This is a genomic window from Psychrobacillus insolitus, from assembly GCF_003254155.1.
In the GTDB taxonomy this organism is placed as follows: domain Bacteria; phylum Bacillota; class Bacilli; order Bacillales_A; family Planococcaceae; genus Psychrobacillus; species Psychrobacillus insolitus.
On the sequence record NZ_QKZI01000001.1, the window covers coordinates 1 to 13,186 of the forward strand.

The 13,186-nt window shown below is 36.0% G+C and carries 14 protein-coding genes and 1 other annotated feature; of the genes, 9 read left to right on the forward strand and 5 right to left on the reverse strand.

All coding sequences use genetic code 11. The annotated features are described in order from the left end of the window. Positions 1-457: 457 nt before the first annotated feature. From C7437_RS00005 to C7437_RS00015, 3 genes are all read right to left on the reverse strand, one after another. Positions 458-1,030: an anthranilate synthase component II gene (locus C7437_RS00005; RefSeq protein ID WP_111437605.1), complete on the reverse strand. Its 573-nt coding sequence runs from the start codon at positions 1,028-1,030 to the stop codon at positions 458-460. After that, complete coding sequence (trpE, locus tag C7437_RS00010) at positions 1,027-2,415, reverse strand: anthranilate synthase component I (protein WP_111437606.1); 1,389 nt, start codon at positions 2,413-2,415, stop codon at positions 1,027-1,029. The genes C7437_RS00005 and trpE overlap by 4 nt, the downstream gene beginning before the upstream one ends. 46 nt (positions 2,416-2,461) lie before the next feature. Next, positions 2,462-2,723, reverse strand: a binding site (T-box leader). A gap of 74 nt (positions 2,724-2,797) precedes the next feature. Next, positions 2,798-4,054: a BaiN/RdsA family NAD(P)/FAD-dependent oxidoreductase gene (locus tag C7437_RS00015; RefSeq protein ID WP_111437607.1), complete on the reverse strand. Its 1,257-nt coding sequence runs from the start codon at positions 4,052-4,054 to the stop codon at positions 2,798-2,800. 104 nt (positions 4,055-4,158) lie between these two features. Here C7437_RS00015 and C7437_RS00020 point away from each other — a divergent pair, with 104 nt between their 5' ends. Further along, complete coding sequence (locus tag C7437_RS00020; RefSeq protein WP_111437608.1) at positions 4,159-5,775, forward strand: putative polysaccharide biosynthesis protein; 1,617 nt, start codon at positions 4,159-4,161, stop codon at positions 5,773-5,775. A gap of 9 nt (positions 5,776-5,784) precedes the next feature. Then, a complete protein-coding gene (locus tag C7437_RS00025; RefSeq protein ID WP_111437609.1) occupies positions 5,785-6,507 on the forward strand; it encodes a pseudouridine synthase in 723 nt (240 codons plus the stop codon). Positions 6,508-6,537: 30 nt separating this feature from the next. Here C7437_RS00025 and C7437_RS00030 read toward each other — a convergent pair whose 3' ends face one another. Continuing rightward, entirely contained in the window at positions 6,538-6,759 is a 222-nt protein-coding gene (locus tag C7437_RS00030; RefSeq protein ID WP_111437610.1) for a DeoR family transcriptional regulator, read from the reverse strand. A 325-nt stretch (positions 6,760-7,084) separates the two neighbouring features. Between C7437_RS00030 and pepV the strand changes: the two genes are divergently transcribed. The 7 genes from pepV to C7437_RS00065 all read left to right on the forward strand — a co-directional run bounded on the left by pepV (position 7,085) and on the right by C7437_RS00065 (position 12,652). Then, positions 7,085-8,491: a dipeptidase PepV gene (gene pepV, locus C7437_RS00035; RefSeq protein WP_111437611.1), complete on the forward strand. Its 1,407-nt coding sequence runs from the start codon at positions 7,085-7,087 to the stop codon at positions 8,489-8,491. After that, complete coding sequence (gene dat / locus C7437_RS00040; protein ID WP_111437612.1) at positions 8,488-9,345, forward strand: D-amino-acid transaminase; 858 nt, start codon at positions 8,488-8,490, stop codon at positions 9,343-9,345. Before pepV ends, dat begins: the two co-directional genes overlap by 4 nt. After that, positions 9,342-9,887 carry an RNA 2',3'-cyclic phosphodiesterase gene (thpR, locus tag C7437_RS00045; protein ID WP_111437613.1) on the forward strand — a complete coding sequence of 182 codons (546 nt, stop codon included), beginning with the start codon at positions 9,342-9,344 and terminating at the stop codon, positions 9,885-9,887. The genes dat and thpR overlap by 4 nt, the downstream gene beginning before the upstream one ends. Next, entirely contained in the window at positions 9,887-10,870 is a 984-nt protein-coding gene (locus C7437_RS00050; RefSeq protein ID WP_111437614.1) for a nuclease-related domain-containing protein, read from the forward strand. The genes thpR and C7437_RS00050 overlap by 1 nt, the downstream gene beginning before the upstream one ends. A 66-nt stretch (positions 10,871-10,936) precedes the next feature. Then, positions 10,937-11,149 carry a hypothetical protein gene (locus C7437_RS17415; protein ID WP_111437615.1) on the forward strand — a complete coding sequence of 71 codons (213 nt, stop codon included), beginning with the start codon at positions 10,937-10,939 and terminating at the stop codon, positions 11,147-11,149. 2 nt (positions 11,150-11,151) lie between these two features. Further along, the gene (gene trmB, locus C7437_RS00060) at positions 11,152-11,793 is read left to right on the forward strand and encodes a tRNA (guanosine(46)-N7)-methyltransferase TrmB (protein WP_111437616.1); all 642 of its coding nucleotides are present in this window, start codon (positions 11,152-11,154) and stop codon (positions 11,791-11,793) included. Positions 11,794-11,806: 13 nt separating this feature from the next. Continuing rightward, the gene (locus C7437_RS00065; RefSeq protein ID WP_111437617.1) at positions 11,807-12,652 is read left to right on the forward strand and encodes a YtnP family quorum-quenching lactonase; all 846 of its coding nucleotides are present in this window, start codon (positions 11,807-11,809) and stop codon (positions 12,650-12,652) included. Between the two features lie 145 nt (positions 12,653-12,797). On the opposite strand, the gene C7437_RS00070 is transcribed toward C7437_RS00065, so the two are convergent. After that, positions 12,798-13,112, reverse strand: coding sequence for a hypothetical protein (locus C7437_RS00070; protein WP_111437618.1), 315 nt, complete (start codon positions 13,110-13,112; stop codon positions 12,798-12,800). Between the last annotated feature and the right edge of the window lie 74 nt (positions 13,113-13,186).

The window sequence follows — 13,186 nt, forward strand, 5'->3', positions numbered from 1 at the left end:
GATTAGTTGGAACGCCGTATGAGGTGAAAGTCTCACGTACGGTGTGAAGTGGGGGAAAAGCTGGAGATAACTTCAAAGGCTTACCTATCACTATAATATTCGGATATCGAAATAGTTATGGCTTAGTTCTCACTCAAGGAGAACTAAGCCATTTTGTGCGTCAAAAATAAAGCTAATTGATATGTTAATTTCGATGATAATTTAGATATAAATATACTGCTAATTCGAATGTTATTTTGAATGTTTGTACCATTGAACTGAACGGGTTAGAGATTTTCTTAGGCAGTCTTCTTTGGTAGTTTTTCAAGTCTTGTTTTCTATTACTATTTGAGACTTTTGTTTCCTATCTTCTCTTAGCTGATTTCGTTCCGAGCGGCGACTCCAGTGGGCTCACCGCACGCCCCACGGAAAGCGTCCGCTTGGAACGAAATCAGCGTGGATCAGGATTTTTCTTATATCATTTAATTACATCTAAAAATCCTTGAATTAGTTGATCTCCTTGTTCTGTTCCAATGGATTCTGGATGAAACTGAAGTCCAAACAACGGATAATCCCGATGCTTAATAGCCATAATTTCATTGTCATCGGTTGCACGAGCAAGTATTTCTAGTTCATCACTCAATGTTTGTTCATCAATCACAAGCGAATGATAACGCATGACGGAAATTGGTTCGTCAAATGGTTGGAACAAAGATGAACCATTATGAGCAATGGTAGACAATTTACCATGCATAATATTTTTTGCTTGTACGATATCTGCGCCAAATGCAGCCCCTATGGATTGATGTCCTAAACAAATCCCGAGTATTGGATATTTGTCATGAAGTTGACGAATTACTTCAATGGAAATTCCAGCTTCAGAGGGATTTCCAGGCCCTGGAGAAATAATAATTGCCTCGGGATGAATCTCTTCGATTTCTGCAATTGTAACTGCATCATTTCGAATAACTTTGACTTCTTTTCCTAGGGCACTTACTTGTTGGTATAAATTATACGTAAAGGAATCATAATTATCGATTAATAATATCATCGTTGTACCTCCAAAAGTGCTCTTGCTTTATTTAGCGTTTCTTCGTATTCACTTTTAGGAATCGAATCATATACAATTCCAGCTCCAGCTTGAACATGTGCCTGCTGATCTTTCACAACCATTGTACGTATTGCTAGTGCTAAATCCATATTACCAGTAACAGAAATATAGCCAACTGCCCCTGCGTAAACTCCACGTCTAGTAGTCTCTAATTGATTAATAATTTGCATTGCACGGATTTTTGGTGCCCCTGAAACGGTTCCAGCAGGTAAGCAAGCCGTTAACACATCTAAAACATGAGCATCTTTATTCAAACGTCCTGTTACTTCGGATACGATGTGCATGACGAATTTATAGTATTCAATCTTCATATATTTTTCTATTTTCACAGAGCCAATTTCTGAAATACGGCCAATATCATTGCGTCCAAGGTCGACAAGCATACGATGTTCTGCAATCTCTTTTGGATCATTTAAAAGATCCTTTGCAGTTTGTTCATCTTCTTCAGGTGTTTTTCCTCGAGGCTTTGTTCCAGCAATTGGATTAGTAGTTACTATTCCATTATTTACTTTTACTAAGCTTTCCGGTGAAGTACCGAGAATTGTATACGTTTCAAAGTCCATATAAAACATATATGGTGATGGATTAGATGTACGTAACCCGCGATACAAAGTGAAAGGATTCCCTTCAAAAGGTGAAGAGAAGCGTTGTGATAATACTACTTGGAATATATCACCTTTTACAATATGTTCTTTTGCAGTTTCCACCATTTGAATGAAGGTTGACTCATCGATCATAGGTTTAAAATCGAGTGTAGCTTCCGTCTCATCTAGATGGGTTGGACCATTTTGTAAATCAGTACAAATCGAGTCAATTGCGTTGGACATATCTTCCTGTGTACGCCCATTTTTGAATAAATCAATCGCTGCTATTGTTACGGTTTGTTTTAAATGGTCATATATAAGAAATGTATCATAAAACATTAAGTGGATATCTGGCATTTCTAATGGGTCTTGTAATAGCTCCCCAATTTTCTCACTATAAAAAGCAGTTTCATAGCCAAAATATCCAATGGCACCACCAAAAAATGAAAAAGGATAGCTTTCTGGATGAATAGGCATCATGGTTTTCAATTTTTCAATAATGGGTTCGGTACCTTTTTCTTGTTCTCCATCTACATAAGTTAATGAATACCCAGATTGATCCCCGGTTAATTCGGCGATAGGATCTAATGCGATAAATGAGTAACGTCCATTTTCTTGATGTTTAGCGGAGGACTCAAATAGCATTTTTTTCTTTCCGTTTAATGAACGATAAATGGAGATAGGGGTCATCATATCCCCTTGAATTTCTTTCATTTTGTAACTACTCATCTCAACTGTCATAGCTCTGCTCTCCTTTTCTCAACTGAACACAAAAAGGCCCTTCGTCTTAAAGGACGGAGAGCCGTGGTGCCACCTTTTTTTGATTACTATTGTAATCCTCTTAATCGCAAAATTATGTCTTTCTATGCAAATCTTTATGCAGAAAATAACATTGCAAGTCTTGTAACGTAGACGGACGCCAAAGCCTACTGAAATTTTCAGCCTTGGAGCTCAGAAGTCCATTCACTATATGTCAGCTACTGACTTGCACCAACCGTCAGCTCTCTATAGCATTCCATAAAGCTACTATTCTTCTTCATCGCTTGTTATAGTCCATTGTATTATAAATAATTAAAAAATTCAATTTTTTGTTTTAAATCAATTACGCCTCTGCTGATTAAAGTTATATTGATTTAGCAGCACTCATACCAGCTACTTTTCCAGTAACAAGTGCGGAAGTAATATTATATCCACCCGTATAGCCGTGGATGTCTAATATTTCGCCACAGAAATACAATCCTGCTTTTTGTTTCGAGGCCATTGTTTTTGGTTCAATTTCTTTAATAGACACACCACCACCTGTTACAAAGGCTTTTTCAAGTGGCTGCGTTCCATGTACGTTCACTATAAACTGCTTTAGTAAATGAGCGAGGGCTCTAATCTTTTCATGAGATAAATTTTGTCCATCTTCACTTTCTTGGATGTCTGCTTTTGGCAATAAAAACAAAAGCCATCTTTCAGGAACAATACCTTTCCATACGTTTTTCACTGCTTTTTTTGGTTCTTCTTTAATAGAAGAAAGAAGTTTTTGGAATGTTTCCTCCTGGTTTAGGTTAGGCAAACTATCTATGCGAATTTGTACAAGTTGTCCACCATTTTTCTTCTGTTCTTTCACAACGAACTGGCTACAACGTAGGATAGCAGGACCACTTAATCCAAAATGGGTAAAGAGCATGTCCATTTGATGCGTAATAATGGGTTTTCCTTTTTTATTTAACACGGAAACTCCTGCGTCACGAAGAGCAAGTCCTTGAAGTTCTTTTGATTTGATGAAATTTTCATTTGAAAGTAAAGGAACCTCTGTAGGATATAGGTCAGTCACTGTGTGCCCAGCTTTTTGGGCCCAGGGATAACCATCACCTGTAGATCCAGTTTGAGGAACTGCTTTTCCACCAACTGCGACAACGACTGCGCCTGCAGTAATCTCTTCTCCAGTAGCAAGTTGAATGCCGATCACTTTTTCATCATTCATCAATAACTTGGCAACCGGAGAGTTTAGTTTGATCTCTACATGGAGCCTTTTTAATTCATCTAGTAAAGCATTTACTACATCCGCTGCTTTATTGGAAACTGGGAACATTCGTCCGTGGTCTTCTTCTTTTAAAGGAACACCAAGATTCTCAAAAAATGTTATGATATCTTCGTTATTAAAAACAGCAAATGGACTAAATAAAAATCGACCATTCCCAGGTATATTTTTAACGATTTCTTCTTGTGGGAGTCGATTTGTAACGTTACAACGTCCTCCACCTGATATAGCTAGCTTTTTTCCAAGTTTCGTTCCTTTTTCAATTAATACTACTTTTTTATTCTCTGCTCCAGCAGCAGCTGCGGCCATTAGTCCTGAGGGACCCCCGCCTACTATAATTACGTCATACATAATAAATCCACACTTTCACTTTTTTCTTTATTATACATCATTGTGGTTTTGTTTAGACAGATGTAAACTATAAGATAGACATTTTAGAAGGTTGGGCGGGCTTTATGGCATCGAATTTATTAAAAGGGACTATGATTTTAACGATTGGTCTTTTATTATCCAGAGTATTAGGTATTCTCTATATCATTCCTTTTTATCAACTCATTGGAAAGGAGTATATTGGTCTTTATCAATATGCATATGTTCCATATTCCATCATGCTTGCAATTGCAGTATCAGGAGTACCGGTTGCAGTTTCGAAGTTTGTCGCGAAGCATAACGCGCTTGGTGATTATGCGACAGGTAGAAAACTGATGAAATCAAGCATAGTGCTCATGTCAGCAACGGGTATTTTGGGCTTTCTAGTGTTATTTTTCTTGGCAGAACCGATAGCTCATTTGGTTATTGCAGATACAGATGCACTGATTAAGGTGCAAGATGTAGAAAAAGTAATTAAATATGTAAGTTTTGCGGTCATTGTAGTGCCGGTAATGAGCTTAATCAGAGGATTTTTCCAAGGTTACCAGCATATGACACCTACTGCAGTATCACAGCTATTTGAACAAATTGTACGCGTATTATTTGTAGTTGCTGGTGCATTTTTGGTGATGAACGTGTTTAAAGGTTCAGAGAAAACAGCAGTTTCCTTTGCCGTTTTTGCAGCATTTTTAGGAGCTATTGCAAGTCTTTTTGTGTTGTACTGGTATTGGAAAAAGTTGAATCCTGAATTTAGTGCTTTACTAGATGATAGTGGAAAAATGACTTCAGAGGTTTCTTTAAAAAATATTTATAAAGAAATTTTGATATATACAGTACCATTTGCTTTAGTAGGTGTGATTAATCCACTTTTTCAGTTTATCGATATGATTACATTTAATCGTGCAATGGATATGATCGGAGTATCCGGTACTTTATCGGATGAATATTTAGGGATGTTAAATCTTACGACGCATAAGCTTGTGATGATTCCAGTAATGTTAGCGACTGGTTTTTCGATGGCATTAGTTCCTTATATTACAAGTTATTACGCAAAAAATGATTTTGTGCAAGTGAGAAAGTCGCTCGATCAAGCATTCCAAATATTATTGTTTTTAACAATACCTGCAGCACTTGGAATAGCAGTATTATCAAACGAATTTTATCTTGTCTTTTACGAACAAAGTGATGTAGGAGCAACGGTGTTAGCACATTATGCGCCTGTTGCAATATTATTTGCACTTTACCCTGTAACGACTTCTATTTTGCAAGGGATAGATCGGCAAAAGATCATTATCCTTAACTTATTAATAGGGATTTTGACGAAACTTGTTTTAAATACTCCTTTTATCAAAGTATTTGAAACGGATGGAGCTATTTTAGCTACAGCATGTGGATATATGATTGCGATCGTATTAAATATGTTCGCTATTCGAAAATCGTTGCACTACAAGTCATCGATGGTATACAGACGGATTTTTCTTATTTTCGTTATTAATATAATCATGATTGCATTAGTTTTCATCTTAAAATGGGGGATTGAACAAGTATTTACGATTGATGGAAAAATAGAAGCTTTGCTTGTCATTTTGATATGTGCTTCAATCGGAGGAGCTTTTTATGGTTACACTACATTAAAACTTGGTTTGGCTCAGAAACTTTTAGGTGATAAAATTACTCGCTTTACGAAAAAATTTGGTTTTTAGGAGAAAAACATGCGATTAGATAAATTTCTAGCTCATATGGGTTTTGGAACAAGAAAAGAAGTAAAAATATTAGTCAAATCAAAAGCAATACAAATAAATGAGGTTGTCGTAAAAGATAGCTCTATGCACGTGAATGAGCTTTCTGATCAAGTATCTGTATATGGAGAAGTTGTTGAGTATAGGGAATTCATTTATTTAATGATGAATAAGCCGGCTGGGGTAGTGTCTGCGACGGAAGATTCAAGAGATCAAACCGTCATCGATTTATTGGATGAGGATGTTCGTCATTTTGCACCGTACCCAGTAGGAAGATTGGATAAAGATACGGTAGGACTACTTGTATTAACGAATGACGGCGCATTAACACATCGCTTACTTTCTCCAAATAAAGATGTGCCAAAAGTCTATTATGCAAAGATTGAGGGAATCGTAACAGAATCAGATATTCAATTATTTAAAGAAGGTGTCACACTGGATGATGGATATCATACAAAGCCAGGTTTACTTTCAATACTAAGCAGTGGACCTGTTTCTGAAATTGAATTATCGATTACGGAAGGGAAGTTTCATCAAGTTAAAAGGATGTTTGAAGCTGTTGAGAAAAAAGTCATTTACTTGAAGAGGTTGTCTATGGGAGCATTGATGCTAGATGAGTCCATTCAAGAAGGGGATTATAGAGAGTTAACTGAAGTAGAATTCATGCAATTACAGCAAAAGAATGACCTCGCATAAGCGGGGTCATTCTTTTCATATTGAATAAATCTAAGATGTCATTCTAACTCTTTTGCTCGTCGTAGTCCATTTGCCTCTCGTTGGGCTAATGACTAGGTCATTAAAAGCAAGAACATTCAAATCTCGTTGAATCGTGCGAGGAGTGATGCCAAATTCTTCAACTAAATCTTGTGTTGTAACAGTTCCGTTATCTCGGATGAACATATACACGTCTTTAATTCGATTAAGCATCCGATCAGTAGTAGGTTTCATAAGTAACCACTCCTTCATCATTTCTCGTGACTAGACCAGCGGACGATATGGGTGAAAAGCAACTAAGTAATTGCAATTTGCAGCCCCTTTACTAAAATGGTGGTCAGAAGTAATTATCTGACACTTTCATTATAAAAGACTTTCTAGGAAATTTCTATAAGAAATCAGTTAATTTACAAATTCTTCATATATGCTCTTACTATAAGTTTGTCCAAAGCGAACTGGCAACGTCCATTTAGAAAAAGGGCGCTTTAGCTGTTTTCTTATGTTTTGTAAGAAAAAAAGTGTAAAATAATAATATAAGTATTGTTGGGGGGAAATGGATATGAATTGGTTAGAATTAGCAGAACAAAAAAGAACTGAAATTGTGGCAGACTTGCAAAAATTGATTCAAATTCCTAGTGTGCTGGATGAAAAAGCTGTAACAGCAGAAATGCCTTTTGGACCAAAACCATTAGAAGCTTTGAATTTCATGTTAAACGAAGGACAAAAAGCTGGATTTCTAACGAAGAACATTGATAATATGGCTGGTCATATTGAAATGGGCGAAGGGGACGAAACACTCGGGATTTTATGTCATGTAGATGTTGTTCCAGAAGGAAATGGTTGGACGTATCCTCCTTTTGAAGGAATAGAAGCAGATGGTAAAGTGTATGGTCGAGGAGCAATCGATGATAAAGGGCCAACAATTGCAGCCTGGATGGCCATGAAACTAGTGAAAGAATCAGGAATTGAGTTAAATAAAAAAGTGCGCATGATTATCGGTACAGATGAAGAAAGTGGATTTCGCTGTGTAACTCGTTACTTTGAAAAAGAAGCAATGCCTGAAATAGGATTTGCACCAGATGCAGATTTTCCGATTATTAATGCAGAAAAAGGGATTGCTAGTTTAATATTTACTCAAACAGGATCAACTGATACGGAAACTATCCAATTTTTCCAATCAGGTAAACGTACAAATATGGTACCAGAAGAAGCATTTGCCCTTATTTTTGGTGGACTTCATTCGATCAAGCAAAAGTTTAATGCATTTTCAAATGAACATGGCTTTACTGGGGAAGTTACACAAGAAGGCCCCATGGTAAAAATTTTAACTCACGGAAAATCAGCACACGCGATGGAACCAAATGATGGTGTAAATGCGGCCATATTACTTGCGAAGTTCTTACAAACGGTTCCCCTAACGGCTCATTCCAAAGCGTTTGTACATTTCCTAGTCCAAAGTTTTGGAGAAGATAGTAGAGGGCATGCACTAGCTCTTCAGTTTACAGATGAAGTTTCTGGAGATACTACATTAAATCCGGGTGTTATTCACTATGCACCAGCGCAAGGATCTTGTACACAAGTTAGTATGCGTTACTCTGTTACATATCCTTTTGAAGAGAAACTTGCTGCTTGCAGAGAGATTCTAAAAGAAACAGGAATTACACTTGACCTTGGTACTAATTCTCAGCCACATTATGTCGATAAAGAAGATGAACTGATTAAAACATTGCAAAAAGTGTATGAAAGACAAACTGGTGAAGAAGCAAAACTCCTGTCAATTGGTGGAGGAACTTATGCAAGAGTACTTAAAAAAGGGGTTGCATTTGGCATGCTATTCCCGGGAAGAAAAGATTTAGCACATCAAGTAGATGAATATGTAGATATTGATGACCTTGTTAAAGCAACAGCAATTTATGCAGATGCAATTGTTGAATTGGCAACAAAATTAACTAGAGAGGGTGTATGAGTTTGGTAAAAGTATTATGGAATGATCGTATTGTAAATGAGGATGAAGTTCGAATTGGTTTTGAAGATAGAGGATACCAATTTGGTGACGGTATTTATGAAGTCATTAAAATTTACAATGGTAATTTATTCACGGCTACTGAACATATTAATCGTTTATACGCGAGCGCTGATAAAATTCAAATTGTTATCCCTTATACAAAAGATGTACTGCACAAAATGCTTTATGATTTAATTGAAACTAATGAAGTAAACGTAGGCCACATCTATTTACAAATTACACGTGGTATTAGTCCAAGACAGCATAATCTTCCAAATCCTCCAGTAGAGCCTGTGCTAACTGCCTATACGAAAGAAGCTGCACGTCCGCTTGACCAACAAAAAAATGGTGTGAATGCTTGTTTTGACAATGATATTAGATGGCTTCGTTGTGATATTAAATCTTTAAATTTACTGGGAAATATTTTATCGAAAGAAAAAGCATCTAGTAATGGTTATTATGAAGCGATTCTACACAGAGATGAATTAATCACAGAAGGTTCTTCATCTAATGTGTATGGCATTAAAGACGGTGTTTTATATACACATCCAGTAAGCAATTTAATATTAAATGGGATCACTCGAAATGTTATTTTATCTTGCTGTGAAGAGATTGGTTTACCTGTTGTAGAAAGTGCTTTTACTACAACACAAGCGCTTGAAATGGATGAATTCATCATGTCTTCCACAACAACAGAAGTAATGCCGGTTGTTTCTATAGATGGACAAACAATAGGTAATGGAAAACCTGGACAATGGACTAAAAAAATTCAACAAGTATTTGAAAGTAAAATCTCTAGTTTAGTTAGCTTATGAATACCCATTACTTCATAGGTATCAAGGTTCCAAAGCCTATAAGTAGGGAAATTATTGATGCTAGAGGAAAAACAAATTTACATCAAACACATAAAACATTACCAGTGGTAGATGATTTGCATATTACGTTGTTCTATTTAGGACATGTGGAGAAAAATCTAATAGACCAAATGTCCCGATCATTTGAAAAAAGTGACTGGGATTCATTTGATCTGTCAACTAATGAGCTGAGTCATTTTGGTAATGATCTAACCCCTAGAGTAGTTTACGTTTCTTTAGAGGAAAGTGAAAAAATCAAACAGTTACAGAAAAAAATAGTGGAAGTAATATCAAATTATTTGGATGTCAATCAATCAAAAGAATTTAATGCGCATATAACGATTGCTAAAAAATGGGCTTCTAACTGCCCAATGTCAACTGAAAAGTTTTCTTTGCCAAAGCAGTCTTTTGAAGTAAATCATTTTTCGGTTTTTCAAATAAATCCAAATAGGACCCCGCGTTATGAAGAAATTAGTTCGATTTCAACTAGGAAGGTAAACTAATGGCCCAACTTATAAAAATACAAGATTACATCTCTCGCTATCAATTAGATTTAAAAAGATACCCAACTCAATTCGTTCGATTGAAGAAGCAACAATGGGAACGTATGAAAGACGATTGGGAGCGTGGACACTTTGATTCAAATTGGGTGGATGAATTAGAACCGATGGAAGAAACAGTAAAACAATCTTTCTTTTCCAAACTTTTTCATCGAAGTAAAGTAGACAATAAGTCGAGTGAATTGGAAGGGAATGAAGGGGAGTTGCAAGAGGAAGATGTAATACCAGAAGAATCTTCTACTCTTCATTTTCAACCAAATCTCGTGTATAATCCAAAATCTATTGAAGAACTTAACAGAATGTATATGGATCAACTATTTCACTTTCAATTAAAGTGGGCAAGCTCCACATTACGAGAAAAATCCTATGTCGACCCAAAATATATGAGAGATACATTATTACGGATGTTTGCTCAGCGATTACCGGACAATTATTTTGTACTTTACTATCCTATATTAAAGTTAATAAAAGCCCCTGTAGAGCTTGATATTATCCTAATCCTACCTACAGAGATTATATGTATCGCTGCATTAGAAGATAAGGACTCAGATGCTTTTATAGGAAGTAGTGACCGTTTTTGGCTGAAGAAAAGTGGGAAAGAAGAGGTGAAAGTGTTAAGTCCAATGATTGGTCTTAACCGAATGGAATCTATTTTATTACAAATTATTAAGAAGGAAGAAATTGACTTACCAATAAGAAAAGTGGTCCTTTCTAGAAATGGTTATATAGATTATCCTGGTTCATCTTTCAATGTACAATTCATCGATTCTAGGAAGTTTACTGAGTGGTTTATAGCATTAAAGTCCTCTACCTCTCCAATGAAGCATATGCAATTTAAAGCTGCGCAAGCAATTTTAAATTTAGTTCAAACAACATCTTATTCTAGAAGTGGATGGGAGATTGAGAGTGAGGAAGTTGACGACTAAAGTTATTTTTATTATAAATGAGTATGCTGGTCATGCAACTGAAATTGCACGAAATGGAAAAAAGGCTTGAATTCATTTGGGATTGATAAACGAACATACATATTTTATGTAATAAAAGAACTGTTAACATTTCAAACATTTTCGTTTTCTTTACATAGTGAAGAAGGTACGGTAAAGTATGAAAATGTTTGGTTTTTTGTTGTCTGCAATAAACCTTATTTTGGAGGCGGCATGGAAATTTCACCAAAAGCAAAACCAAAGAATAAAAGGAGTTCATAAATATGAGATTACGACATAAACCGTGGGCAGAAGATTTTATCAATGCACACCCAGAGATTATCATCCCAAATCCAGAAGAGTTAATAGGGAAATGGGACAAAGAGTTTAAAAATAACAATCCACTGCATATTGAAGTGGGAACAGGGAAAGGTCAATTTATCACTGGAATGGCCAAGCAAAATCCGGATATCAATTATATTGGAATCGAATTATATGATAGCGTAATCGTATCTGCACTTGAAAATGCGATTGCTGCACAACCTCTTCAAAACTTACGATTATTAAAAGTAAATGGGGCTTACTTAGCAAAATATTTTCAGAAAAATGATGTGGATCGAGTGTATTTGAACTTCTCTGATCCATGGCCAAAAATTAGACATGCGAAAAGAAGGCTAACCCATGAAGTATTCTTGGAATTATACGAGTCAGTCTTAGTAGATCATGCGGAAATTCATTTTAAAACAGATAATCGTAGTTTATTTGAATATTCTTTAGTGAGCATGTCTAGTTATGGTATGTTAATAAAAGATGTTTCACTCGATCTTCATGTAAATATGCCAGAAGATAATATAATGACAGAATATGAAGAAAAATTTTCTGCAAAAGGGCAACCGATTTACAGAGTAGAAGCCAAATTCATTTAAGGGGGATGCGAGAATGGACAAGTTTCAATTTCATGATATGTCATTTACTTGGTTAAAGGGCGGTATGACTTATATGGACGGGGGTGCCATGTTTGGAGTTGTACCAAAGCCTTTATGGGAAAAGAAGTATCCGGCAAATGAAAAAAACCAAATTGAATTACCGACAGATCCAATGTTTATTCAGTATAAGGGAAAAAATATACTGATGGAGTCTGGTGTAGGTTTTGGTAAAATGACAGAAAAGCAACTTCGAAATTTCGGGATTACTTACCAATCTCAAGTGGAAGATGATTTGACTTCTCACGGAGTATTAACAGAGGAAATTGATATTGTTATTATGACTCATATGCATTTTGATCACGCTTGTGGGCTGACAAAATGGCAAGGGGAAGAACTAGTTTCAACTTTCCCGAATGCTACCATTTATGTTTCAGAAGTAGAGTGGAATGAAATGAGAAATCCTAATTTTCGTTCTAGTAATACTTACTGGAAAGAAAATTGGGAGCCAATTCAATCTCAGGTAGTAACTTTTACGGATACGATCGAAGTGGTGGAAGGTATTGACATGATTCATACAGGTGGTCATAGTGATGGACATAGCATTGTTTTGTTTAAACAAAATGGCGATACAATCATTCATTTAGCAGATATTATGCCTACACATGCTCATCAGAATCCACTCTGGGTACTAGCTTATGATGATTATCCAATGACATCTGTTTTTGCAAAAGAAAAATGGTTAAATGAGGGACTACAAAATAATTATTGGTTCAGTTTTTACCATGACGCTTTTTACCGTTTGGTGAAATGGTCACAGGATGGCAAAGAAATAGTGGATGCAGTTAAGAGAACTCGGTAGTTAGTAACTACATATAACAAAGTCACTTTTACTTAAAAGAAAACAATGGCCGAGAAAGTAAAGCAATCACTTTCTCGGCCATTGTTTTTTAAATCTAACTACAGCGCCTGTCGGGGCAGTAATAGGCGCTTACGCTTTTATTAGTCTACAGTTTAACTAATTCGACAACTGTGCCTGTTTTTGAATCTGCTGCAAATTCAAATTGTTCAAATTGACCATTTTTTATACGAGAGATTCCACCCTTATACACTTTCATATGAATGGCTTCTTTTTCAAAAGGTTCTGGTGTCATGTATATCCAAGACCCATCAATAGGACCTTCCTCTTTAAAGGAATTTTTTATGTCCTTCAGTACAAGTTCTGCTGACCGACTAATGTCCATTTTACCTGTTACTTGACTGGCAAATACACCTATCACGATTCCTGTTCCAAGTCCTAACATGTAATCACGAATTTTCAATAGTAACCCTCCCGATTTCTTTGTACTTAAGTTTACCATAGATTTAAATTGGAAGAAATATTTTGAGTTATGTC

Coding starts and splice junctions, on each gene's coding strand:
- C7437_RS00005 (WP_111437605.1), bottom strand. CDS start 1,030: ATGATATTATTAATCGATAATTATGATTCCTTTACGTATAATTTATAC.
- trpE (WP_111437606.1), bottom strand. CDS start 2,415: ATGACAGTTGAGATGAGTAGTTACAAAATGAAAGAAATTCAAGGGGAT.
- C7437_RS00015 (WP_111437607.1), bottom strand. CDS start 4,054: ATGTATGACGTAATTATAGTAGGCGGGGGTCCCTCAGGACTAATGGCC.
- C7437_RS00020 (WP_111437608.1), top strand. CDS start 4,159: ATGGCATCGAATTTATTAAAAGGGACTATGATTTTAACGATTGGTCTT.
- C7437_RS00025 (WP_111437609.1), top strand. CDS start 5,785: ATGCGATTAGATAAATTTCTAGCTCATATGGGTTTTGGAACAAGAAAA.
- C7437_RS00030 (WP_111437610.1), bottom strand. CDS start 6,759: ATGAAACCTACTACTGATCGGATGCTTAATCGAATTAAAGACGTGTAT.
- pepV (WP_111437611.1), top strand. CDS start 7,085: ATGAATTGGTTAGAATTAGCAGAACAAAAAAGAACTGAAATTGTGGCA.
- dat (WP_111437612.1), top strand. CDS start 8,488: ATGAGTTTGGTAAAAGTATTATGGAATGATCGTATTGTAAATGAGGAT.
- thpR (WP_111437613.1), top strand. CDS start 9,342: ATGAATACCCATTACTTCATAGGTATCAAGGTTCCAAAGCCTATAAGT.
- C7437_RS00050 (WP_111437614.1), top strand. CDS start 9,887: ATGGCCCAACTTATAAAAATACAAGATTACATCTCTCGCTATCAATTA.
- trmB (WP_111437616.1), top strand. CDS start 11,152: ATGAGATTACGACATAAACCGTGGGCAGAAGATTTTATCAATGCACAC.
- C7437_RS00065 (WP_111437617.1), top strand. CDS start 11,807: ATGGACAAGTTTCAATTTCATGATATGTCATTTACTTGGTTAAAGGGC.